At 42.0% G+C, this 21,793-nt stretch carries 24 protein-coding genes; 16 read left to right on the top strand and 8 right to left on the bottom strand.

The genetic code is table 11. The features are described from left to right. Window positions 1-67: 67 nt before the first annotated feature. The gene (locus ACF8OV_RS01670; protein ID WP_024699390.1) at window positions 68-994 is read right to left on the bottom strand and encodes a LysR substrate-binding domain-containing protein; all 927 of its coding nucleotides are present in this window, start codon (window positions 992-994) and stop codon (window positions 68-70) included. A gap of 98 nt (window positions 995-1,092) precedes the next feature. On the opposite strand from ACF8OV_RS01670, the gene ACF8OV_RS01665 reads away from it, so the two are divergent. Then, a complete protein-coding gene (locus ACF8OV_RS01665; protein WP_021449984.1) occupies window positions 1,093-1,302 on the top strand; it encodes a DUF1127 domain-containing protein in 210 nt (69 codons plus the stop codon). A 55-nt stretch (window positions 1,303-1,357) separates the two neighbouring features. Here ACF8OV_RS01665 and ACF8OV_RS01660 read toward each other — a convergent pair whose 3' ends face one another. Beyond that, window positions 1,358-3,049, bottom strand: a complete 1,692-nt coding sequence (locus ACF8OV_RS01660) for an AMP-binding protein (RefSeq protein ID WP_005456535.1) — start codon at window positions 3,047-3,049, stop codon at window positions 1,358-1,360. Window positions 3,050-3,415: 366 nt separating this feature from the next. On the opposite strand from ACF8OV_RS01660, the gene ACF8OV_RS01655 reads away from it, so the two are divergent. Beyond that, window positions 3,416-4,411 (top strand): transporter, encoded by a 996-nt coding sequence (locus ACF8OV_RS01655; protein ID WP_023624279.1) that lies wholly within the window; start codon window positions 3,416-3,418, stop codon window positions 4,409-4,411. Between the two features lie 297 nt (window positions 4,412-4,708). On the opposite strand, the gene ACF8OV_RS01650 is transcribed toward ACF8OV_RS01655, so the two are convergent. The 4 genes from ACF8OV_RS01650 to ACF8OV_RS01635 are packed head-to-tail and all read right to left on the bottom strand — an operon-like array spanning window position 4,709 to window position 7,220. Beyond that, window positions 4,709-5,275, bottom strand: coding sequence for a hypothetical protein (locus ACF8OV_RS01650; protein WP_023624280.1), 567 nt, complete (start codon window positions 5,273-5,275; stop codon window positions 4,709-4,711). A gap of 54 nt (window positions 5,276-5,329) precedes the next feature. Next, window positions 5,330-6,007: a C39 family peptidase gene (locus ACF8OV_RS01645; protein WP_045545318.1), complete on the bottom strand. Its 678-nt coding sequence runs from the start codon at window positions 6,005-6,007 to the stop codon at window positions 5,330-5,332. A gap of 5 nt (window positions 6,008-6,012) precedes the next feature. Then, window positions 6,013-6,336, bottom strand: a complete 324-nt coding sequence (locus ACF8OV_RS01640) for a hypothetical protein (RefSeq protein WP_005380167.1) — start codon at window positions 6,334-6,336, stop codon at window positions 6,013-6,015. A 20-nt stretch (window positions 6,337-6,356) separates the two neighbouring features. Continuing rightward, the gene (locus ACF8OV_RS01635; protein ID WP_023624281.1) at window positions 6,357-7,220 is read right to left on the bottom strand and encodes a hypothetical protein; all 864 of its coding nucleotides are present in this window, start codon (window positions 7,218-7,220) and stop codon (window positions 6,357-6,359) included. A 569-nt stretch (window positions 7,221-7,789) separates the two neighbouring features. On the opposite strand from ACF8OV_RS01635, the gene ACF8OV_RS01630 reads away from it, so the two are divergent. Then, window positions 7,790-8,434, top strand: coding sequence for a response regulator transcription factor (locus tag ACF8OV_RS01630; RefSeq protein ID WP_392404321.1), 645 nt, complete (start codon window positions 7,790-7,792; stop codon window positions 8,432-8,434). A gap of 202 nt (window positions 8,435-8,636) precedes the next feature. On the opposite strand, the gene ACF8OV_RS01625 is transcribed toward ACF8OV_RS01630, so the two are convergent. Further along, a complete protein-coding gene (locus ACF8OV_RS01625) occupies window positions 8,637-9,386 on the bottom strand; it encodes a transglycosylase SLT domain-containing protein (protein WP_161442947.1) in 750 nt (249 codons plus the stop codon). Between the two features lie 134 nt (window positions 9,387-9,520). Beyond that, the gene (locus tag ACF8OV_RS01620; RefSeq protein WP_045545315.1) at window positions 9,521-10,384 is read right to left on the bottom strand and encodes a LysR family transcriptional regulator; all 864 of its coding nucleotides are present in this window, start codon (window positions 10,382-10,384) and stop codon (window positions 9,521-9,523) included. A 314-nt stretch (window positions 10,385-10,698) separates the two neighbouring features. Between ACF8OV_RS01620 and ACF8OV_RS01615 the strand changes: the two genes are divergently transcribed. The 13 genes from ACF8OV_RS01615 to ACF8OV_RS01555 all read left to right on the top strand — a co-directional run bounded on the left by ACF8OV_RS01615 (window position 10,699) and on the right by ACF8OV_RS01555 (window position 21,789). Beyond that, window positions 10,699-10,908: a Flp family type IVb pilin gene (locus ACF8OV_RS01615; protein WP_045545314.1), complete on the top strand. Its 210-nt coding sequence runs from the start codon at window positions 10,699-10,701 to the stop codon at window positions 10,906-10,908. Between the two features lie 31 nt (window positions 10,909-10,939). After that, on the top strand, window positions 10,940-11,383 hold the full coding sequence (locus tag ACF8OV_RS01610) for a prepilin peptidase (protein WP_138938289.1): 444 nt from the start codon (window positions 10,940-10,942) through the stop codon (window positions 11,381-11,383). Window positions 11,384-11,399: 16 nt separating this feature from the next. Continuing rightward, window positions 11,400-12,242 carry a Flp pilus assembly protein CpaB gene (cpaB, locus tag ACF8OV_RS01605; protein ID WP_045545312.1) on the top strand — a complete coding sequence of 281 codons (843 nt, stop codon included), beginning with the start codon at window positions 11,400-11,402 and terminating at the stop codon, window positions 12,240-12,242. Then, window positions 12,242-13,603: a type II and III secretion system protein family protein gene (locus ACF8OV_RS01600; RefSeq protein WP_045545311.1), complete on the top strand. Its 1,362-nt coding sequence runs from the start codon at window positions 12,242-12,244 to the stop codon at window positions 13,601-13,603. Before cpaB ends, ACF8OV_RS01600 begins: the two co-directional genes overlap by 1 nt. Further along, the gene (locus ACF8OV_RS01595) at window positions 13,600-14,076 is read left to right on the top strand and encodes a hypothetical protein (protein ID WP_045545310.1); all 477 of its coding nucleotides are present in this window, start codon (window positions 13,600-13,602) and stop codon (window positions 14,074-14,076) included. The genes ACF8OV_RS01600 and ACF8OV_RS01595 overlap by 4 nt, the downstream gene beginning before the upstream one ends. Continuing rightward, window positions 14,076-15,311: a chromosome partitioning protein ParA gene (locus ACF8OV_RS01590; protein ID WP_141180366.1), complete on the top strand. Its 1,236-nt coding sequence runs from the start codon at window positions 14,076-14,078 to the stop codon at window positions 15,309-15,311. The genes ACF8OV_RS01595 and ACF8OV_RS01590 overlap by 1 nt, the downstream gene beginning before the upstream one ends. Next, window positions 15,308-16,585 carry a CpaF family protein gene (locus ACF8OV_RS01585; RefSeq protein WP_045545308.1) on the top strand — a complete coding sequence of 426 codons (1,278 nt, stop codon included), beginning with the start codon at window positions 15,308-15,310 and terminating at the stop codon, window positions 16,583-16,585. Before ACF8OV_RS01590 ends, ACF8OV_RS01585 begins: the two co-directional genes overlap by 4 nt. After that, entirely contained in the window at window positions 16,585-17,487 is a 903-nt protein-coding gene (locus tag ACF8OV_RS01580) for a type II secretion system F family protein (RefSeq protein ID WP_048852209.1), read from the top strand. Before ACF8OV_RS01585 ends, ACF8OV_RS01580 begins: the two co-directional genes overlap by 1 nt. Further along, the gene (locus tag ACF8OV_RS01575) at window positions 17,484-18,344 is read left to right on the top strand and encodes a type II secretion system F family protein (RefSeq protein WP_141180365.1); all 861 of its coding nucleotides are present in this window, start codon (window positions 17,484-17,486) and stop codon (window positions 18,342-18,344) included. Before ACF8OV_RS01580 ends, ACF8OV_RS01575 begins: the two co-directional genes overlap by 4 nt. Beyond that, complete coding sequence (locus ACF8OV_RS01570; protein ID WP_141180364.1) at window positions 18,344-19,042, top strand: tetratricopeptide repeat protein; 699 nt, start codon at window positions 18,344-18,346, stop codon at window positions 19,040-19,042. Before ACF8OV_RS01575 ends, ACF8OV_RS01570 begins: the two co-directional genes overlap by 1 nt. A gap of 109 nt (window positions 19,043-19,151) precedes the next feature. Beyond that, window positions 19,152-19,706 (top strand): TadE family protein, encoded by a 555-nt coding sequence (locus tag ACF8OV_RS01565; protein ID WP_082063947.1) that lies wholly within the window; start codon window positions 19,152-19,154, stop codon window positions 19,704-19,706. Window positions 19,707-19,708: 2 nt separating this feature from the next. Next, on the top strand, window positions 19,709-20,230 hold the full coding sequence (tadF, locus tag ACF8OV_RS01560) for a tight adherence pilus pseudopilin TadF (protein ID WP_141180363.1): 522 nt from the start codon (window positions 19,709-19,711) through the stop codon (window positions 20,228-20,230). An 86-nt stretch (window positions 20,231-20,316) separates the two neighbouring features. After that, window positions 20,317-21,789: a pilus assembly protein gene (locus tag ACF8OV_RS01555; protein WP_141180362.1), complete on the top strand. Its 1,473-nt coding sequence runs from the start codon at window positions 20,317-20,319 to the stop codon at window positions 21,787-21,789. Window positions 21,790-21,793: the final 4 nt, after the last annotated feature.

Here is a 21,793-nt window from a genome sequence, read left to right as displayed (position 1 = left end):
GAAGAGTCATCACCGAACTTGGTCGTTCTCTTGCTGTTTAGCAAAACTCCTTTTGAAGTAAGACTGCTTATTTATCGAGCTCGATAATTTCAAAATCTTGTGTCACTGACTTTTCAAATGTGTCTATCTCTTCTTTTAACCACTGGGCAAATAGTTGTGCTTTTGGTCGCTTCAAGTAACCCTTGGGTGCACATAGGTAGTACGCAAATCTAGGTTTTATCGCGATGTCGCCAATACGAACCAGTTTACCCGTCCGAAAATATTGATACGCCAAGCTGTGTTTGACGAGCGCTACACCTTGTAGGGATAACGCAGCTTCCAACACTAAGTGCGAGCCACTGTATTTTAAAGCGGGCTTTGCCGCTGAGTGCCCAAGTCTTGCTAGCCACATGTTCCAGTCGAGATCGGGCCAAACGTCTTCGATGAGCTCTGCTTTGCTTAAATCTTCGATGCTATAGATGCCATGTTCCTTCTGATACATCGGATGACATGCTGGGTAAAAGGCTTCGTCCATCAGCCACTGCGATTCTAAATTTGGGTATTTTCCTAATCCGTAGCGAACGCACAAATCTATCTGACTATCTTGAAAAGAGACGAGATCATTTGTGGGCTCTAGTAATAGGGCAATATCAGGATGACGTTGACGAAAGGCGGTGATTTTAGGCACCAACCAATGGTGGGCAAAGGAGGGCAGTGTTGATATTGAAAGATGGTTCGGGTTTGGATCCTGGTTGACAAGGCGTACGCCTTGCTGCAAATGGGCAAACCCTCTTTCTGCCTGAGTAAATAGCAGTTCCCCTTCTGGCGTCAGCACAATTTTTCTGTGTTGACGAACAAACAAGTCCGTCCCTAAAAACTCCTCAAGCTGACGAATTTGTTGGCTGATGGCTGCGGGGGTAACAAATAGATTCTTGGCTGCGGTTTTAAAACTGCCTTCCTTTGCTGCGATGAAAAAATAGTACAAGCCCTGTAATGGTGGCATCCGATCTTTCACATTAGTTTTCCTTAACTCAATGGCAGATTCTATCGTTTGAGGATATCAGCGTAGTCTCCGATTATTAACTGGTCAATATTGTAATAGGAAGCCGCAACATGGAAAACGTGACGCAAACTTGTGAACAAGTGATCCCAGTCAGTCGTCAGACTTGGTTACAGTTAATTTATTCTAAACTGGTTGTTTGGCGAAGGAACTATCGGACGCGCCGACACTTGAAGGACTTACCTGAACATTTGTGGGATGACATCGGATTAGAAGCGAATGAGATTCGTAATGAAGTCAGCAAACCATTTTGGAGAGAGTAGTTTGAAGCAAGAATAAAGAGCACTCCCCAATGGCTTTGAGGAGTGCTTTGCTTGGTTACAAGTCTTCTTCCCACAAGACTAATTCATCTTTCGGCCAGTTGTGGCCAAGCTCGTGGTATTTTTGTTCCAATACATGACGTTTGATTTTAAGTGTTGGTGTCAACACACCATTTTCAATACTCCATGGCTCTTTGATCATCAATACGCCTTTGATCTGCTCATGAGAGGCCAATTCTTGATTCATGCGCGCAATGACTTTTCTTGTCGTACGAGCATAACGCTCCTTGTCGAAATGAGGAAAATCATGCGGCACCACGAGAAGAATAGGGCCAGGTAAACCTAAGCCAATCAGGCACATCATTTCTACACGGCTGTACTCGAAGAGTTTTTTCTCAATCGGTACTGGAGAGACAAATTTGCCCTTGGCGGTTTTGAACGTGTCTTTTTTGCGACCTTGAATGGTGAGGTAGCCATCTTTGTCAATTGCGCCAATGTCGCCGGTGTGCAGCCAACCGTCTGAATCAAAAGATTCTTGAGTTGCGATGTCATTCTTGTAGTAGCCAGAGAACAATCCTTTACCGCGCACCATGATTTCGCTGTCATCGGCAATTTTTAACTCAATGCCGGGGCCTGCGTTACCCACGGTACCAATTTTATCTGCCCTAAATGGGTAGTTTATGGTGCTGTAAGCGAAGGATTCCGTCATCCCCCATGCTTCGGTGATGTTTAGGCCAACGCTGTGGTACCAATCTAATAGTGCGGGTGATACCGGAGCAGAACCACAACCCAAAACTCGCGCTTGATCTAACCCCAGCCCTTCGGCGAGCTTTTTCTTAATCAGCGAATTTACGAACGGTATTTTTAGTAAGAAATTCAATTTTTTCTGTGGAAGTTTGTCTTGAATGCGTTGCTGGAACAGAGTCCATAATCTCGGTACAGAAATGAACAAGGTTGGGCGGTGCATTTTCACGTCTTCGATAAAAGTATCGAGCGACTCTGGGAAAGCCGTTGGCACGCCACCCATGATGGATGAACCAAAAATATAAACGCGTTCAGTAATATGTGCCAATGGTAGGTAGGAAAAGAGTCGGTCGTTAGCTTGAATACCGATGTGGTTGATCAGCTGTTGTACCGACCAACTAAACGCTCCGTAAGTCAGCATTGCGCCTTTTGGCAAACCTGATGTGCCGGAGGTATACACCAATGACATCAACTTATCATCGTAGTGTTGTGGACGCTCTTCACTTGGCACGGCATCCGCAATCAATGCGTTGAACTGGTATTGGCATTGTGGTGCTGAATCATACGGCAGCGCGATGCTGATAAGCTCTGGCATGGCATCAATGACTTGCTGAGTTGCTGCTGGGTCATCAAGCTTCCCCCCGATCAGCGCCTTACTTTCACTGTGAGTTACACAGTATTCAATCGTGTCGGCCCCTGCGGTAGGGAAAATAGGTACGCTTACGTAATCCCCTAGCATCATGGCCAAATCGCAGATAAACCACTCTGCGCAGTTTTTCGATACTAGTGCGACTTTATCGCCAGGCTGAATACCCAGCCCACGTAGTGCGCTGACGAGCTTGAGAGCCTGATCGGCGACTTCTGCGTAAGTAAACTCGACAAACTGTCGGTTAATGATTTGTTTTAGGTAGACCTCATTCGGGCGCTCCGCTGCCCATTTAAGAATCATTTCATTTGGTGGTGGGAGAGCGCAACCAGCAGTGCTATTTATTTTCGGCTGATTCATGTTTGGTGACTCCATGTCTTCTCGTTGTATTTATAATTGTTAATGCATTGTTAACTTTAGCATGTTGAATTACGACACGGGAACGCATTTTGATGAATTCTGTGGAGATCATAGCGATTTGCAATTGACGATTTTTTCTTCATCTCTAGTTGATGTCAAAGATAAGCGATTTATTTTAAAAACATTATTGCGAAATCTGAGAATCTATTCTAATCATTTATAAATGAGTAGTTTAATGTTGAATCACGATTCGGATACTTGTTGGAAGTGTTCTCATTATTGGCTCTACTATGAAAAGTAAGAGGCTTCTCTTTAAGGTGCAGCCCAAGTTTGCTTGGATTAGATCATTAGAAAAAGGAAAATGTGATGTTAAGGAAGAGTTTGTTAGGGAGTTATCTTTGTAGCTTATTTTTAGTTGGTCAAGCGTACTGTGCCGAGGGCGATGATATACCTCAGAGAGCACAAACAGTTGGTGATGTTATTGAGCGTCCAGGGGTCTTAACTCCCAAAGGGAAGTGGTCGTTTGATTCGTCTCTAAGTTATACGCAGAACTCTTCAAATAAAGTTTCTGTTGTTGGGTATACGGTGTTGCCAACGTTGATCGTTGGTCGCATCGAGGTTAGTGATTCGGATAGAACCACGGTAACAGTTGGATTAACCGCGCGTTATGGTTTAACAAATGCTACAGAATTAGAGATTCGAGTACCATACGTTTATCGTAATGATCAAGTTTCTACAAGACCTATTCAAGATGGATCTAATAGCAATGTGGTCAATACTACGGTAGATGGTGGCGGTCTAGGGGATTTAGAGTTTGCTTTGAGACACCAGTTTAACTTTGAATCTGCACCATACTGGGTTGGTGGTTTGAGAATAAAGTCAGACACAGGCCGCTCACCTTATGATGTGTCCATTGAAGATGGTAGCAACTCATTTAGTGATGTACCTACTGGCTCTGGTTTTTGGAGCTTTGAACCAAATTTGTCTCTTATTCATCCTGTTGATCCTGCAGTTTTGTTTGCTAGCATCAGTTACATCTACAACTTAGAGGATACTGTTAAGGTTGGTGACACAAAAGCTGATGTTGAACTAGGAGACACTATTTCTCTTTCGGGAGGGATGGGATTTGCTGTAAACCCTGATCTTTCCTTCTCATTAGGACTGAGTCATAAAACTATCTTGAAAAGCAAGGTGAATGGAAGCTCAGCAGATGATGCAAAATTGCTTCAACTAGATGCACTTACTTTTGGAATAAATTATGCGTTTAGCCAAAGATCGTCTATCAATATCAGTGCGCAGGCTGGGCTAACTGAAGATACTCCTGACTTTCAATTGACGGTTAGAGTACCGTTCAATTTATGATACTTAATTTCTGATAGCGTTTATGTATGTCGATCTAATTGAAGTACCATCGATGCACTTTTTACGTCAGGTTTACTAAGGTCTCATGTTGACCTTAATTTAGAGCATTTAATTTACAAAAACTAAGCATGTTAAATTGAGTTAGTGGTTATTTCTTCTTTAACGTTTAATCTACGATTTGAAAAAGTACTTATATTAGAAAAAATTTAATTAGGAACTGATATATCATATTTTTTAAAGTTATAAAATATATGACATAATAAGTAGTAGTCTCGGTTTATAGGCTAAATGACATTTTTATTGCAAATGATTCAATAAAGCATCTTCGAGTTGTTGGTTTGCTTTGATTTCCCGTATTACCCCATTTACTTGAGCATCAATGTCTACGAGCGTGCTAAGTCCAATAATACTGTTATCTTTCGTGTTTTGAATAATATTGATAATGCTTGAATTTATAAAGTCTGAACTTATTATATTAGGATTTTGAGACGAAGGCATTTTTGGTGAATCTATAGAATCATCTCCAATAATATTTCCTTCACCAAATTGTATGATGTTAACAATACCCTGGTTGAAAACATCTCCACTTTGATTTTCACTATTTGCGCTAATGTTTTTTAAATTACCATTTTCAATTACTAAGTTGGCAATATTTGTGTTCAAAATATCATCGCCATTTATAGTCGTAGTAATGCTTAATCCAATATTAATAATATACTCGTCCGTAATTTGGAAACCACCTCGATATTCTTCTAAAGATGAATTTGAAAGAGGAGTAAGCTCTTGTAGGCCAACATCTTTAGCATCCACATTAAAATGAGGTATTAGCATACAAAGCACTAACAAAAATTTATTGTAGTTCATAATGCAGGCCTTTCAGGTTGTTAGATTCTTAAAGTTATTTAAAATACTGTTAGATTAATTTTCACCGGAAACTGGTAGAGTAATGCTAAATACCCCCAAGGAATCTCTAGACACGCCTGTTTCTAATGGTGATCTTTGATATACGGTGAAATTATCATTGGTTATAAAGCTAGACCGTCCCATTTCCGCTTCGTTACGGACCAGTAACACAATTCCTTGGTAATATTTTTCAAACTCATCCAGTTTCATTATCATGGTTCCTCTAGAAGGGTCTCCTAGAATAACTGAGTGATTGTTTATACCTCTGATTACAACAAAATGCATATACCCATCGAAATTAACGAGAGTAATCCCAGGGACACCGACTTCTTTAATTTTCTCCAGTCCTACTTGAAAACCGTCAGAACGTAACCCTATGGAATCCAAGTAAAACTTCATTTCCAACAAAGAAAAACCTTTCTCTTTGATTTTTTCTTTATCACCTTTTTCAAACATGCTTTTGAAGATATCTTGTTCAGATGACTCTGTTGCATAATGAAAAGTGAGAAGAGAAGCCAGGGCGGCAGAGCCACAGCTGAAGTCATACTGTTGGCGAAAAACATCACCAAACACTATTTCTTTGTAGCTTTTAACAGGAACAGAGTAATGTGCTCGGTAAGGTAGCAGTTCTAATGAAATGGCTGATGCTGAATAAACGAGCATCAGCCAAATTAAGTTATTTAATACTTTCATATTGTTTACTTGAGTGTCAGGTTAACGACGGTAGAGTTCTGGATTAAAACGTTGTTTCCGCTGTTCTGAATTACGTTGGATATACCCGAACTGTCTGCGAACGCTCCACTTGATAGTATATTGTTACCACTCACGGTGTTTGACGCGACATTATCTGACGAAATACCATTGATATCTGATTCTGCATAAACCAAGTCGAGTTCAACATTTTGTCCACCTCTTGATTCATTCATGATATCCAAGCTAACTTCTCCGCCAGATAATGCAATGTCATCAGCGAGTGCAGTGCAGGCAACTATCATACTCAAAGTACAGATTGCCAAACGCATCGCTTTCTCCTACTAGTCGGTTACTCACCCCCAGTAAACACACTTGCATTAGTTGTAACAGATTGTTGTACAAGTGAATTTGAACCAGCATTCTGACCAACGGTAGTAATACCAGCAGCACCACCAAGACCACCAAGGGTGTTAATGTTTTCAACTCGAACTCGAGTATCATCTGCGTTAGTTGCATAAATAACTGATGCACCTGTAACACCACCCATTAGGCTTGAGCTCGCAACAACCATATCTGTATCCATATGGACTTGATTGAAGCTATCAACATTTGTTGAGCTCGAGTCACTTTGATAGTTACTATTGTCGTTAAAGCTGTTCGAGTTTGTTGTGCTTGAATCAGCGTAGCTACGGTTATCACTCTGGTTACGGTTGTCGCTTTGATTACGATTATCGCTGTTATCATTAAAGCTACCGTTGACGCTAGAGTCACTGTTGTCGTTGTGGCTTCTATTTGTATTGATACTTGAATCACTACTATCACTAGTTAAGCTCACATCAAGATCAGCACTGGTACTATTATCGTTGTGGCTTTGAGCGGTGTTCATGCTCGAGTTTGAATTGTCGCTGTTGTCATTAAAGCTGTCATCAACGCCAAGAGTTGCACTGTTGTCAGTATCGCTGTTATCGTTAAAGCTATCACCGATACCCAGTGAAGCACTGTTGTCACTGTTGTCGTTAAAGCTATCGCCAACACCCAATGAAGCACTGTTGTCACTGTTGTCGTTAAAGCTGCCTGATAAACCGATAGCAGTATTGGCGCTGTCAGTCCATTGCATATTATCGTTGCCATCATCGATCTCATTCGCGATTAGAGAGCCACTAAATAAAATTGCTGACATTGCTAAAGCAAGCCCTGTTTTGTTTAGAGTCATAACGATTACTCCATTTCCTATATATTCCTGATTAAAAATGACTGCATTTAACTTCTTGCTGCTTCCTTCAAATGTTGTGGGAAGCGATGAAATTATAAGAGAGGATCAGTGAAAGCTGTTCTCATTATTGAGAATGACACAGACTGGAAGGGAGTATTTAGGTGCGTCTCTTTAAGGTATTAAGGAAAAAAATAACATAATCAGAATGTTATTTTTTGTATTTACTTTAAGTATTCATCAAGTATGAAATGAAGCCAATATAAAGAAGTAGTTCGTTCTATTGCACTGAGCGGAGCAGTCATCCATTTTTTATAAATGGCATTTTATCCAATTATTATCTTTATTATTTAATATTATAAATCATGTCCTTATGCTAGCACAGGTTGAAAAGTATGGATAAAAATATAATAGGTTCATACTTTTTAAGTCTTTTTCGGTGCTGAAAAGCAATGCGATATCATTCTGAAGTGCTATATTTTCTACTTAAAATGAAGATAAATTCTCTTTGCTATCCCCAATTTATTTTTAAACAGGGGTTGGTGAAACAGGTAAGTTAATGTGGTGGGACTATGGAAAAGAAGCACTTGATACTGCTAGCTGAGAGTAATTTGCAAAGTAACTTAATAAAAAAACAGCTGTCTTCCATTCATGATGTCGATGTAAAAATAATGCAACCAGATGAAGTGGTGTTCAGAAGTCACTCACTCAGTATCGATTTGATGTTTATTGATTACGATTTTATGCGTCAGCTTGAAATGCAAGGAAAGTTACCAGATTTTGATCTATTTGGGTGGTCCTTTATGCTCCACAACGTCCCTTGTGAAAAAGTACAAACGGACTTACTGCATTGGAAGTTGTTAAAAGGAATTTTGCTCCGAAGCGCATCAGTGACACATATATGTGATGGCGCGGAATACGTACTGAAAGGTGGGTTGTGGCTGCCAAGAATGTACTTAGAGAAGTTAGTCCTCAATTATCGGCATGCAAATTTGTCCGAAGAACAGCAGTATGATGAGTTAACATGCAGAGAGAAGCAGATTCTAGAGCTACTTGTGTACGGCATTTCAAATCAACAAATTGCTTCAAGGCTTTTTTTATCTGAAAGTACAGTGAAAAGCCATATATACAAGTTGTACAAAAAACTCGATGTCCATTCTCGTCATGATGCGGTTAAGTTGGTACGAATGAACAATGGCTTAACCGCAAGAAGTTAAGTTGTAAAGCATACAAACCATTGATTAATGATTTTTTGATTTAAGGGTTGACGTGTCAGACAGGCATATCGTAGAAGTGATAAGGTCACATCCGCAACATTGGTGAGAAAAGGTTTAGGATATCTCAGGGTTCTGCTCGATATTGATAACTTAGAATGCATAGCACTCGCATTTTGAGAACATTTTGGTTTGATAATTAATTTCAAGGATATGCGTCAAGATAAAGTGTATATAAACGCATGACTTTTGCAACATAAAGGCGCGTTTCGGGAATTGGTAATTTCTGTGTGAGTTCAAAATATAGCGCTTCTTCACTCATTTTATTCACATTGCGTGAAAACATGAGTAACGAGTTAGTCCTGCTAAGCGTTTGCATTACGCGAGATAAACCACAATTATAGGCAGAAATCACGACAAGCCGCCGCTTTGTGTCGGACGTTATCGCTTGCAAATGAACATTGTTTAGAATGTGCAAATAAGCACTTCCTATATCTATGTTTACCTCGGGCCGATATAATCTCTCGCTCTCTACCTGATGTTCATCGTGGTATTTTTGTGCTACTTCTAACGCTGCACCTTGAGGCATTATTTGCATTAACCCAATGGCGCCTTTATCAGAGCGTGCTTTAGGATTAAACGCACTTTCAGCGTCAATAATGGCAAATATTAGCGCAGGTTCGATTTGCCACTTTTCTGCCGCTTGAGACACTAATGGAACGTATTCCCAAGCAGAAAGGAGTCTTCGTGAAAATTTTGGAGCGCGATTCTCTAGTATTTTTGCCTGGCCTTTTCCTTTAAGCTCAACCATCTGAGTAGCTGATAGAGACGGGGGCAGGGGAGGGAGAGTTTTACTTTCAAGAAAACTGTGTTGTTGCTTCTGGATTTCATCATGATCCAGTGTGGTTATTTTTGCTTGGGTAAATAGCGCGCAGCTAAGTAGCGTTATAGTCATGGATAAACGTCGTCGCCATTGTATGAGCTTGTTTAGCCTTGATAGGGGGAGTTTACTCCCATTTAAAACCATGTCTAATTACCTTACGTTTTTGTCCACCAATAACCAAATATTGAGATCTTGTTGGCTTATTGCTAAACGTGAGGGATGTTCCCTTTTAGCCTGTCATGCAACCATTGATTGTATTTACTGTACTCCGTATGAAGTGGCCAAATCAAAGAAGCGTATATTTGCTTGCTAAATAGACCCGTCTCATTGGGATATAGGGTCAGAATCTCAGCATATGGATTCTGTTCAAGAGCGTGCTGTGGTACAAAAGCAATGCCTTTTTGCGCGATACAAAGCTCAATCATTAATCTAATATCATCAAGCACCCAAACTAGATTATTGGCTACATTCGATAAATTTAGGATGTATTCGTGACCATCTAATAATAGTAGGCGAGATTTGTACGGTTTCGATACTTTGAGTTGTTGGGGATGTGTGACCCAATGACAATGTACGCAAAATAGCTCATCAATATTAAAGTTACGAGTAGTTCGGTGGTAAGGGTTGCCAATTGCTATGTCGATTTCATGTCTATCAATACAATCGACGAGCATGTGGCTAGGCATTGTTACAATGGTGAGCGCGAGCTCAGGAAAAGTATCGCACAAGGCAATCAAGGTCGATCTTACCTTAGGGCTAAAGACTAAAGGGTCAACTCCCAAACGTAAGCGCAATGATTGGCAATGCATTAATGACTCGGCGACGTGGTTCAAATCTCGGTATTTATTGACTAGAGGTGATACTAGTTGGTAGAGTTTTTTCCCCTGCTCCGTGAGCCCAATCTGTTGCGATTCGCGGTCAATCAAACGATAGCCAAGCATCCCTTCAAGGCTTTTAACTGCACCGCTTACGGTCGATTGTGATTTGCCCAACTTCCTCGCTCCTGCGCTGAATGAGCCACACGTTACCACTGCATGAAAAGAGATTAGATTGTCGAATGCTAGTTTCATCTTGTTTCTCCTGTATCTATTGTAAGCGTAATGGATATTATTCTAATCGAATAATTTCTGGTTTTTTTTGTGATCAATACCTTTTTTTATGTCATAGATATGTGACCTTTTTTTCTATTGCTTAACATGATTTGGTTCAAAGTGGCCTTATTGTCACTATATATTTATGATATTTAATATTTTTAGATATTCGTGGAATAAAAATAGTGAATTTCTATCGGTTTTACCGATGTGTCTTATTTATGAAACGGTAGCCTTCGAGCTAAGCTCATAGAGAAATACAATTTTATGCACACAAGGAAGAGGGTAACACCATGATTACTAAACTTTATGTAACCGCAAGCAACTACCTAAACAACCTAAGAAATGACGAGCGTGGCGTGACCGCGATTGAATATGGTCTTATAGCTATTGCTATGGCAACCATGTTGGCTTTAGTTTTTTACAACACTGGCAGCTTAGTTGATGAGCTTAAAATTGGCTTCGATAAAATCACTTCAGCGCTAAATTCAGCTAATAACTAGCCGCGACTGTAAACCAATATTAGTTAACCCTGTGTTACTGATTTATGTCCTACTGGCTCTGCTCTGTGCGATGGTATCGTTTTCTGACCTTCGCCATCGCACAATAAAGAATCATCACGTAGGCATGATTGCGCTCTTGGCAATCGTTATTGGCAGTGCGGACTATACACTCGACAGCTCTTGGATACTGGGTATTTGTTGGTCTGCGCTGCTTGTTCTTCACATTTTTAATGTAATGGGAGGGGGAGATGTAAAACTCATTGCAGCCTTTTCTTTGGCACTTCCAACCGCTTTTTTGCTGCCCGCTTTAATGCTTGTAGCTGTGTTTGGGGGCGTACTTACCACATTTTACCTGTGTAAACGTTGGTGGATAACTAAGAAAAGCGCGCAAGAGCATGTACAAATCGGCCTCCCTTACGGCGTTGCAATTTGCTGTGGCTTTTTCACAGCACTTCTATTGAATTCAGCCGTTTAATCGGTGGGAGGAGCGTATGCGATCTCGTATCGGGTTAGTGTTGGCACTGTTAGCACTGGTGATAGGTGGTTACGGGCTGTTTAGCCAAATGTCGACCCAAGCACCACAACAGGAAACCGTGGCCCAAGATAATAACTCTAATCAACCTCAAGTGCACTACGTTCAGGTATGGCGCGCCAAACACGATCTCACACGTGGCAGTGCCATCGGAATAGAAGACGTAGAAAGAGAGCAAATGCAGCTCGACATGGCATTGGAAGAGGGGATCAATAGCGATATTCAACTCGATTTTTCACCTTCTACGCTACTTATCAATGATGTGCCTCAAGGCAAAATTGTGTTTGCCGAATACCAAGTGGATGAGAGTGACCCAAGGCATATTGATGTGCTCATTACTGCAGGTAAGGAGCCGTATTCACTTTTGGTCAGTACACGTAACTTAGTCAAAGGTTATATTCGTCCTGGGGTGTATGTGGATGTGCTGTCAGTCGGTTCACCTCAAGAAAATCTTTCCGACGAGCGCAGGACGAGTATCGATTTTAACGGTGTGAGTGCGCGCCACATCTTACGTAACGTCAAAGTGCTCAGTGTGGGTAATTCCAAAGAGCCTGTGGACTCGCCTGTTAAATCCAACGTCAGCAGTGATGATGAAAAGCAGATCGTCATCGTGGTCGAAGTGGAGCCCAGTGATATCGCTAAATTATCCATTGCGCAAAAAACCATGTATCTCGAAGTATACAGAACACATCAATATCAAGAGCCAGTGTTCGCAGAAGTGCGTGACGTGATTGGAAATTACAGCGGTGTTGCCGAGTTAAGAGGCTCATCTCGACAATCAGCACAAGGAGAAGAGCTGTGATGGTAGGAATAATTAGAAACACTTGGCAATTTGGGTTGAGTGCATTGCTCTGCGTGTTGTTTAGCGCATCCCTGTGTGCTGCAGAGCAATACATTACCGTGGGGGATGGTCAGCACATCGCGGTAGAGGAAGCTATCTCTACCATTTTTATCAGCGATCCAGAAGTCGTGGATTACAACGTCGTAAATGAAAATACAGTAGTTGTGTTTGCCAAGTCTGTCGGGCAGGCACGGCTTATCGTTTACGGTAATTCGAAAAAAGTGCTGCTCTCGCAGAGGATCATCGTTGATGTGGATCTCTCGCTCGTGCGTCGTCAAATCAAGCTGATGTATCCAGATCTAAATGTCAAAGTCGAGTCGGTGGGGCAGCAAGTTGCAGTAAGCGGTATCGTCGATTCTGAGCAACAACGTGATGATATCTATCGCATGGTGGCGACACTACTGGGGCGTAAGAAGGTAGAGAAATGGGAAGATACCGACATTATTGAGTTTAAGGGCGATGGGTTTGATGTACAGGAACCTCAAAGCATGATCTTTGCTCGTAACATGACGTGGGAAGGCATTTTGGAGTTGCTAGAAGTTGCCACGGATCAGCAAGTTAACGTTAAGATCTCTGTAGCACAAGTGACTGAAAGTTTCTCGAAAACTGTAGGTGTTGATTGGTCTTCTGTTGGAGCTGATGTGGGGGAGTTCTTATTCCAACAATTTGATGCCGCAGATTTAACAACATTGATTACAGCACTCGGAAATGAAAACGTAGCGCAAATTTTGGCTGAACCCAATCTTACTGTGATTTCTGGTGAGTCGGCAAGCTTTTTAGTTGGAGGTGAAGTACCAATTGTCGTTAGTACTAATAGTAACATCAACATCACCTTTAGAGAGTTTGGTATTAAGCTTGATCTCACTGCCAAGGTGCTGCATGAAGACAAAATCCGTATGCGCTTGATCCCGGAAGTTAGTGAAGTGGAAAGATACATTCGTGCTGCAGGTATAGAAGTACCGCAGTTTGCTACTCGACGAGCCATGACCACCATTGAGCTAGGTGATGGCGACAGCTTTGTCTTGGGGGGCTTAATGAGCAGTGCCGATCTTGAAGAGTTACAGAAAACCCCTCTACTGGGTGATGTGCCTATCTTGGGAGCGGCATTTCGGAAAGCATCCACAGACCGACGCCATACAGAGTTGATCATTGTTGCCACAGTCAATCTTGTTAAGCCAATAAAGAATAAAGAGATTCAACTTCCATACATCAGAAAAACCTCAACTCTGCACCGTTGGTTTAACGTGGATACTAATGACGTTGGCAATAAAGGCAATGACCCCACCATCAAATTGCTTTCTCAGGGAGGATTCATCCAATGAGACGAACATTAATGACATTGTTAGGTATCATTCTACTCACTGGCTGTGCAGAGCGTTACTTTTCGGGCTCTGGCGTAGAGGCCCTAATTTACCCAGAAACGCATGTGTATCAATTAACGATAAAATCGGTATCGGAATCTGCAGAGCAGCTCGGAGACATCATCGACAAAGTCAGTGAGATCGATTCCGGAGGCCATTATTTATTGGAATATCGCAACAGCAAAGGGAAAAAAGTGGTACAGCATACCCTGAAAACGAGAGCTACATTACCTTTGCGTGCGGACTCGTTCGAACTAAAGCCTAATAGCACTATAGATAGCGATCTGCTACTAACAGTTACTTACCATGCCATGATGACACAAGCGTGTAAACCGGCAGAAATTGAACGCGCTAACCCAAGCCGAAATTGCTTTTCTGAAGTGGCTAGGATGAAGCAAGTCTCTCACAAGGAACGCATCGTGGAGGGGTTATAATGTTTGATTTAGGAAAATCTCTTAATCAAAGCAAACCAGCGGTCTTAGAAGGTAGTCATGGCCCTGTAGGTTGTGTTCTGCTCTATCAAAGTGACGAATGTGTTGCCTTGGTAAAAGAAATGTTTGAGTTTGAAGGTTGGGCAGCACCGACCTGCATCAAGCAGAGTGCGGTGCCGAAAAACTTTTATTCAGAGCAAAGCGGAAATATGGTCATTTTGGAGCTTTCTGAATCGCAGGATATTGTTACTGATGCGCAAAGGTTGACTAACCAAATGCCGACTCACAAAGGTATTGTAGTGATAGGTACGGAAGATTCGATCAGTGTATTACGTCAGTTAAAGGATATCGGGTTTTACTACCTGTTTTGGCCAATCAATAAGCATGAGTTTGCAGATTTCATTATGAACGTGCACCGCAATTTACAAACCTATACAGGGGTGAGTAAGCAGCGTCGGGCAAAGCGTGTGGCTGTTGTTGGTAGTAAAGGTGGAATTGGAACCTCTTTCATCGCGACCGAGATCAGCTCTAAATTGGCATCGAACGATATCGATAATATTCTTGTCGACCACCAGTACAACAACAGCAACATTGATGTGTTACTGGCGTTAGACGACTTTAAACCACGTTCGATAGACGAGTATGCCGTTCCAATACATGAACTTGATACAGAAGGTGCCAACAGCTATCTAACGAAAATACGTAAAAACTTGCGCTTACTGTCGTTAGGCAGTGATCGATCTCAAGCAGAGGTTTTTAATTACAGTCAGGCATTGTGTGAGTTACTCAGTCGTAATACCAATTTCATCATTGAGGACTTCTCTGGCAGTATTGATTTTCACGTCGAACCCCATATGTTGATAGAAAACTACGATGTGGTCGTCGTGATTTTTGAGCCTTCCATTTCATCGATTCGGAATGCTCGAACCCTACTCGAACAGCTAGAAAATAAGCAGCTCTCGATGAGCAAACGGATTCGTATTATTACATTGGCCAATCATCACCGACCAGAGAACAACTTTGTCATTGAGCAAAAAGAGCTAAAACGATACTTAGGTTCGGAGGTGAATCTTAATATGGCCTACTGTCGTTCATTGTCGCATCTATTGCTCGAAGGCAAACGCGCTCACAAACACGATCGCAGTATTAGCCATACTATTGATGATCTCACACGTCTTATTAACGGGCAGCCAGCTCAGCACACTGGCGGTTTTCTCGCTAGGTTGGGGGTCAAATGAGTTCTAATAAAGAGGTTTATTCAGCGTTTAGAGCACAGATCTTCGAGGCACTTGATGTCGAAGCGATACAATCTCTTGCGCGCCCTGAGATCGAGGGGCAAATTCGCAATGCGGTAGATGTGTTAGCGACTAACTTTGATCGCCCCGTGACTAGTATGATGAAAGCAAGCCTTGTGAAAAGCATGCTAGATGAGTTGTTCGGTCTCGGTCCAATCCAGCCGTTGGTGGATGATAAAGCGATCACTGACATCATGGTCAATGGGCCGAATAATGTTTTTTATGAAAAACATGGAAAACTAGAAAAATCGGACATTACGTTTATCGACGAAGATCAAGTACGTACGATAGCCAAGCAAATTGCCGCGCGCGTTGGACGTCGTGTGGATGAGCTCTCTCCCACAGTGGATGCCCGTCTTAGTGATGGTAGCCGGGTTAATGTAGTGATTCCGCCGATAGCGTTAGATGGCACCGCCATCTCTATTCGTAAATTCCGTGAGCAAAATATAGGCTTAGAGGAGTTGGTCGAGTTTGGTTCTATGTCCATGGACATGGCAAGGCTCTTGTCTATCGCGTCTCGCTGCAGGATGAACATCTTGATCTCTGGGGGGACTGGGTCCGGTAAAACTACACTACTCAATTCGCTCTCTCAATATATTGGTGAAGATGAGCGCATTGTAACCATTGAGGATGCCGCAGAGCTGCGCCTACAGCAACCGAACTTGGTACGCATGGAAACCCGAGCTGAGAGCATTGAACATACAGGGCTAGTGACGCAACGGGATCTTGTGATCAACGCGCTACGTATGCGACCTGACCGTATCATCCTTGGTGAGTGTCGTGGCTCAGAGGCGTTCGAGATGTTGCAAGCGATGAATACAGGCCATGAAGGTTCCATGTCTACTTTGCACGCAAACTCACCACGAGATGCGATATCTCGTGTCGAATCGATGGTGATGATGGCGAATTTAAACCAACCGTTAGACGCTATTCGTCGTGCTATTGTCAGCGCTATTGAATTGGTGGTGCAAGTTAGCCGCTTGCGTGATGGTTCGCGAAAAATCACGAGCATATCAGAAATCATTGGACTAGAAGGTGATAGCGTGGTGATGGAGGAGATCTTTCGCTTCCAATATGAAGAAGTTGGGTATGGTGAAGCAGTCCGAGGCCGCTTTATTACTGAAGGCTTAATGCAACGCTCCGAGTTGGTGAAAAAAGCCCACTTTTATGGTCTCTATGACGAGCTAATGAAAGCGTTTCAAGGAGAAAGAAAATGATCTTATGGATATCTTTCATACTATTTTGTGTCGCGATTTTGTTCTTATTGAGTGGCAAAAAGAGCAAAGTAGAAAACTATTTCCCAGAAGTGGAGGTGGAGGAAGATATCATTACCGCAATTAACCTTAATGTGTTAATCGAACAAAAGCCGTGGCAACGTTTTAAAAACATGGTATCACCGGCAATAAAAGTGCTCGGACCCAGAGCATATGTGATCATTTTTATTTTCTTGTGTCTCTCGGCTTATATCAGTTATTACGTCGTGTATCAGTTACTGAATGTTGATTCGCGCTTGATGTCGTTTCTCATTTTTACTTTTTCAGTATTTTGGGGATATTTCTGGCTGCAAAATCGACGTCGTTTAGATTTTGAGAAAAAATTCCCCGATGCGTTGAATATTTTAATGAGTGCGGTGACCGCCGGTGAAAGTTTAATGCATGCCTTTTCGTTTGTAGGCGAGAATATGGATGGCGAAGTTGGACGTGAATTTAGGGAAATGGGTGAGCGACTTAAATTGGGAGAAAACCCAGAGAAAGTATTATTGCGCTCGTGCAAAGCATTCCCTTACCCTGAGTACGTTTTTTTTACCATTACGGTACGTGCCAACCTGAACCGAGGAGGACAGTTAAAACATGTATTAGCGCGTTTAATTCGAATTTTAGTTGATGCAAGAACACTAGAATCGAAAAAAATGGCAATGACGTCAGAGGCAAGAATTTCAGCCAAAGTGGTTGCAGCGATTCCTTTGGTGTTCGCTATCATTATTAGTCAAATTAATCCCGACCATATTGAATTTGTGCTCAATGACCCACGTGGACAATTAGTATTGTATTATGTTGTCGGTAGTGAGTTGATCGGTCTGTTTATTGTTTGGCTTCTGGTAAAAGGAGTTAGGCGATGATTTTAGCAATAAGTGTGTTTTTAATTGTTTGCGCGCTGACTTTTGTCTTTTATGATTATTACTCGACACGCAAGCGTGAAATCGCACTAAATAAATATTTAAAACACCAATCCAAAAAAATGAAAAAGCAAAAAATGGAAACATTTATCGTTGCATTTGGGGAGAGTGGTAAAAAAGACTTAGAACAAAAATTGTTAAACGCGGGTTATTACAATAAGCAGCTAGCGAAGTACTACTTTCCTTTTAAAGCTTTTCTCTTTGTGGTGGCATCATTAGTCATTTTCTTTATTGATGTGGCCATTAATAGCAAAATCATTTTGCTCCTCATCGCAGTGGTAACCATTATTGTGTTACCTGACTTTTTACTCGAGTTACGCCGACGTTGGCTTGTGCGTAAAATTTCAAAAAACCTTCCCTACGTGCTCGATATTATGTCGGTGTGTGTGCAAACGGGTATGACCATTGAGGCATCTTTTGCTTATTTGGCCAAAGAGCTAAAAATCTTCGATAAAGATCTGTGCTATCAAATCAATAAGACGTCCGAGTCAGGGAAAGTACACGGGATTGAAAAAGCCTTGCATGATCTGTCGCTGCGCTTGCCTGCACCAGAGATCAATAGTTTTGTGCTTACCATTATCCAAAACTTACATTATGGCGCCTCTGTTGCTGGTGTATTAAGTGACTTGGCTGAAGACATGCGCCGAATTCACTTACTCGAAGTAGAAGAGCGAATGGGGAAACTATCAGCCAAAATGAGTGTGCCTCTTATTTTGCTGATCATGTTTCCAATCGTTATTTTTATCCTCGCTCCGGGTTTCTTGCAAATCGATTTCTCGACACTTTCAGGGAGTGGGTAATGAAAAAAATCGCATTGATGGCTTTAACACTTTTTTCTCTCATGGGGTGCAGCTCGACGGCGTACAACGAAGAAAGTACTGTTGAAAGCATGAAACGTGTACAAAATCATGCAGGCCTTATTGAGCATTACAAAGCACGCTTAGAACAAAAATCCAACGATGTACAAGTGATGCAGGATCTCGCTTTTGCTTATCTGGCAAAAGAGGATGTGGAGTCTGCAAAATTTTATGTTCAGCACTTATCTGAATTAGGAGTTGAAAATGCGCGACTTGCACAGCTAGGTGGGCAAGTTCATAGCCTCGAAGGCGAAGATGCATTAGCGTTGGAACAGTACCAACGTTCCATCGCTATGGGTAATAGTAGCGGAGAAATTCAGGTACTAACCGGCATTGCGTATAGTAACTTGGGTGAGTTCTCTTTGGCTATACGGGCTTTTAATCAAGCTCGCCTGAAGGGGTTTAATGATGTAGCCATTAAGAATAATCTCGCTGTGGTCTATTTAGCTCAGCAGCAATATCATGACGTAATCGCGCTGCTTGCCCCTGTTTATCAGGAGAACCAAAGCAATGAAAAAGTACGTTCAAACTTAGCCATTGCCTTTTTCAAGGTAGGAGAAGTATCGCAAGCCAAAGAGTTACTTGAGGGCACTTTTTCTGATACGCAAGTTGCGCAAATATCCAAAACGCTTCATCGATAAAAAGCGATAACGATAAGAAACGAAATCTATTAAAAAGTTACATCATTGAAATATGGCATGGGATACAGCGAAAGCCACAAAAGTGACACCGATAATTAGGGTGGACAATATGAAACGATTATTGACTCAATTTCAAAGAAATGTAGCCGCTAAATCTCGATCTAAGAGTAAGTCATCATCAAGGCGTTCACGGAAAAAAATACAAGGGGTTACGGCTGTAGAGTTTGCGCTCGGTGCATTGGTGCTAGCGATTTCACTGCTGATGTTGTTTGAGATGGGACTACGTATTTATACAATGAGTGTGGTTGAGTATGCCTTAAGAGAGACGGTGCGAAATACTAAGATATTTGAGGGTGGGAGTAACTATAGTAGCTATAATAATACATTGAGAGCAGCGTTAAATGAGAGCGGAACACTTTGGTCTGCGCTGACTCCAGCGGACAATTTTAGTATTTCGGGTAAGTACTACTTAACCTATCCGGATCTGATCGCAGATAGCAGCTTTTCAGATGCGGAAATGATGGAAGATGATTTGGGCTATCAGATTGCTGAGATTACGTTAACGTACAATTACCGTCCGGTTTTGAATGTGTTTTCTAGTGCCACTGTGCCTATTGTCAGAAGCACTTTGATCAATTTAGAGCACGAGGGTTGGGAGGAATAACCATGAAATTGCGTTCCCGACAAAAAGGCTCCTTCGCCATTGAGCTTTTCTTTGTGCTTATAGCGATCGTCACCATTTTTTATTTTATGACTGATCTGAGCGATAAATTGATGACAAGAGCAAAACTTGATCGCAGTAGTTTTGCCTTAGTAAACATACTAAAAGAGCGCACTCGGTATTACGATGAAAGAGTGAATTTAAATGCAATTGATACCTCCCACATGCAAATTTTGGCAGCGCGTTTGCTCGGTACTAGCCCCGATAGTATCGCTATTAAGATAGAAGCATTGCACAATAAAACCGTTTGGGAGCAGTTTGTAAGTACGGAATACGAGAACTTAGGCTGTAATGCTGTAGCGTTGAATGAAAAAGCTGATCTTGTCCCAGTTGAAAATAGCGTCGTCTTTCCTCTCTACCAAGTAACGCTGTGCCAAAAGGAAACGTCTTGGTTCGCGACGCTTTGGGGGAATAGCGGCGGGTCCACAATGACAATCTCATCCAGTTCTGTTGTGGTGGGGAGGTAACAATGGGTTTCATGAATAAGCCACAGTCTTGTCGCTCAACGTATTTTAGTAAAGCTACAGGTCGAGTCCTACTGGCAAGACGGTCCATGCGTCACCAAAAAGGGGTTGCCGCCATTTGGTTTGCAATTAGCCTTGTCCCTGTACTTGGTATCACGTTTTTTGCCGTAGAGGGCACTCGTTATATTCACGAGACAAGCCGTTTACGTGATGCTGCACAAAGTGCGGCGTTGGCGATTACGATTGACGATAAAGCAAACCAAGCGGACGCCTTAGCTACTCGATATATTCAAGATTATGTGCGGGATATTTCCCATGTCGATATTACTACGCTCAGAACATACCAAGAGCCGGATGAGGACGCTGGAGTCTTAGAAAAAATTCAATATTCAGTACAAGTGACCACAACCCATAATTCTTGGTTTGCCAGTAATTTGATCCCCTCATTTAAAGCGCAGGAGAAACTGGCAGGACAAGCCGTTGCAGCGAAGTATCCGTACTATTTGGGTGACAAAATCATTGACTTGGTTTTAGTGAGTGACTTTTCGGGCTCAATGAATTGGAAGTGGCAAGGTAAAGTCAAAATCAACTTACTAAAAGGAGCCGTTGAGCAGATATCTGACCGTATTTTAGTCCCGAGAACCGGTGAAACCGAGGTGCTCAATCGGGTGGCGATTGTGCCGTTTAACTTGAGGGTACAAGAGAAAATGCAGGGCTCTCTTTTTTCAAGTAGTCAAGTCAGATACAGAAACGATGTGAGAACAAATGTCTCATCGGTAACCTATGAACAAGTGGACTGGTCAGCTTGGGCTAGTTCCTCTGAGAGAGATGTAGAGCGTTGTGCCGCTTGGTGGAGTTGGTGGTGTAATAGCCAGCAAAAAGAACAAGCACGACGAGTTCTCGACGTATTAGATCAAAATGGCAGCAGCAACTATCTGGAGGTGCCGGTTTACATTGATTACGCTACATCGGTGAATGATATGTTTAACGATAAGGTGTCGGATCCGAACTTTAATTTCCATTTTGATTCCAACAACAACAACCTTTATAGAGATAGCTTAACAAGCCCTGGCAAGAATGGCTTTTATACTATTCCGCTTACTGCGGACAAAAGTAAACTTGCAGAAATGCAAGGAATGCGAGCCGGAGGTGGTACGGCTGCTTATCAAGGTTTATTGCGTGGTTTTCAAGCCATGGATAAAGGGCGTCCCGCCAGTGGAAGTACTGAGGATGAGATTGAACAATATAACGAGCGGCTGAAAATGCTGATCGTGATCAGCGATGGTGAGGAAGACCCATTTGGAAATATTTTGCCAAACCTTGTTGAACAAGGCATGTGCGATAAAGCGCGAGCGCACTTTGAATCAGCGAAGGGCTACTTATACATTGGCGTAATTGGGGTGGATTTTCAGGCATCGGCACAAAGCGGCTTCCAAGATTGCGTGCTGAACCCAGATGAAGACATTATTGATGTAACAGAAACGGAAGATTTTATTAAAAAAATCGAAGAATTAATTCAAAAAGGATCTCGTGGTACTGGTGAATCGAGACTATATGGGTGAAAGA

Source organism: Vibrio sp. GLN_1, from assembly GCF_043106015.1.
Lineage (GTDB): Bacteria > Pseudomonadota > Gammaproteobacteria > Enterobacterales > Vibrionaceae > Vibrio > Vibrio parahaemolyticus.
The sequence above is the reverse complement of the archived record's forward strand: the minus strand, read 5'-3'. Positions and strand labels throughout refer to the sequence as shown.

Bases quoted from the DNA above. Each gene is read 5' to 3' on its own strand.
- ACF8OV_RS01665 (WP_021449984.1), top strand. From the start codon at position 1,093: ATGGAAAACGTGACGCAAACTTGTGAACAAGTGATCCCAGTCAGTCGT.
- ACF8OV_RS01555 (WP_141180362.1), top strand. From the start codon at position 20,317: ATGCGTCACCAAAAAGGGGTTGCCGCCATTTGGTTTGCAATTAGCCTT.
- ACF8OV_RS01590 (WP_141180366.1), top strand. From the start codon at position 14,076: ATGTTTGATTTAGGAAAATCTCTTAATCAAAGCAAACCAGCGGTCTTA.
- ACF8OV_RS01565 (WP_082063947.1), top strand. From the start codon at position 19,152: ATGAAACGATTATTGACTCAATTTCAAAGAAATGTAGCCGCTAAATCT.
- ACF8OV_RS01630 (WP_392404321.1), top strand. From the start codon at position 7,790: ATGGAAAAGAAGCACTTGATACTGCTAGCTGAGAGTAATTTGCAAAGT.
- ACF8OV_RS01585 (WP_045545308.1), top strand. From the start codon at position 15,308: ATGAGTTCTAATAAAGAGGTTTATTCAGCGTTTAGAGCACAGATCTTC.
- cpaB (WP_045545312.1), top strand. From the start codon at position 11,400: ATGCGATCTCGTATCGGGTTAGTGTTGGCACTGTTAGCACTGGTGATA.
- ACF8OV_RS01575 (WP_141180365.1), top strand. From the start codon at position 17,484: ATGATTTTAGCAATAAGTGTGTTTTTAATTGTTTGCGCGCTGACTTTT.
- ACF8OV_RS01645 (WP_045545318.1), bottom strand. From the start codon at position 6,007: ATGAAAGTATTAAATAACTTAATTTGGCTGATGCTCGTTTATTCAGCA.
- ACF8OV_RS01595 (WP_045545310.1), top strand. From the start codon at position 13,600: ATGAGACGAACATTAATGACATTGTTAGGTATCATTCTACTCACTGGC.
- ACF8OV_RS01655 (WP_023624279.1), top strand. From the start codon at position 3,416: ATGTTAAGGAAGAGTTTGTTAGGGAGTTATCTTTGTAGCTTATTTTTA.
- tadF (WP_141180363.1), top strand. From the start codon at position 19,709: ATGAAATTGCGTTCCCGACAAAAAGGCTCCTTCGCCATTGAGCTTTTC.
- ACF8OV_RS01615 (WP_045545314.1), top strand. From the start codon at position 10,699: ATGATTACTAAACTTTATGTAACCGCAAGCAACTACCTAAACAACCTA.
- ACF8OV_RS01620 (WP_045545315.1), bottom strand. From the start codon at position 10,384: ATGAAACTAGCATTCGACAATCTAATCTCTTTTCATGCAGTGGTAACG.
- ACF8OV_RS01640 (WP_005380167.1), bottom strand. From the start codon at position 6,336: ATGCGTTTGGCAATCTGTACTTTGAGTATGATAGTTGCCTGCACTGCA.
- ACF8OV_RS01660 (WP_005456535.1), bottom strand. From the start codon at position 3,049: ATGAATCAGCCGAAAATAAATAGCACTGCTGGTTGCGCTCTCCCACCA.
- ACF8OV_RS01625 (WP_161442947.1), bottom strand. From the start codon at position 9,386: ATGACTATAACGCTACTTAGCTGCGCGCTATTTACCCAAGCAAAAATA.
- ACF8OV_RS01635 (WP_023624281.1), bottom strand. From the start codon at position 7,220: ATGACTCTAAACAAAACAGGGCTTGCTTTAGCAATGTCAGCAATTTTA.
- ACF8OV_RS01570 (WP_141180364.1), top strand. From the start codon at position 18,344: ATGAAAAAAATCGCATTGATGGCTTTAACACTTTTTTCTCTCATGGGG.
- ACF8OV_RS01600 (WP_045545311.1), top strand. From the start codon at position 12,242: ATGGTAGGAATAATTAGAAACACTTGGCAATTTGGGTTGAGTGCATTG.
- ACF8OV_RS01650 (WP_023624280.1), bottom strand. From the start codon at position 5,275: ATGAACTACAATAAATTTTTGTTAGTGCTTTGTATGCTAATACCTCAT.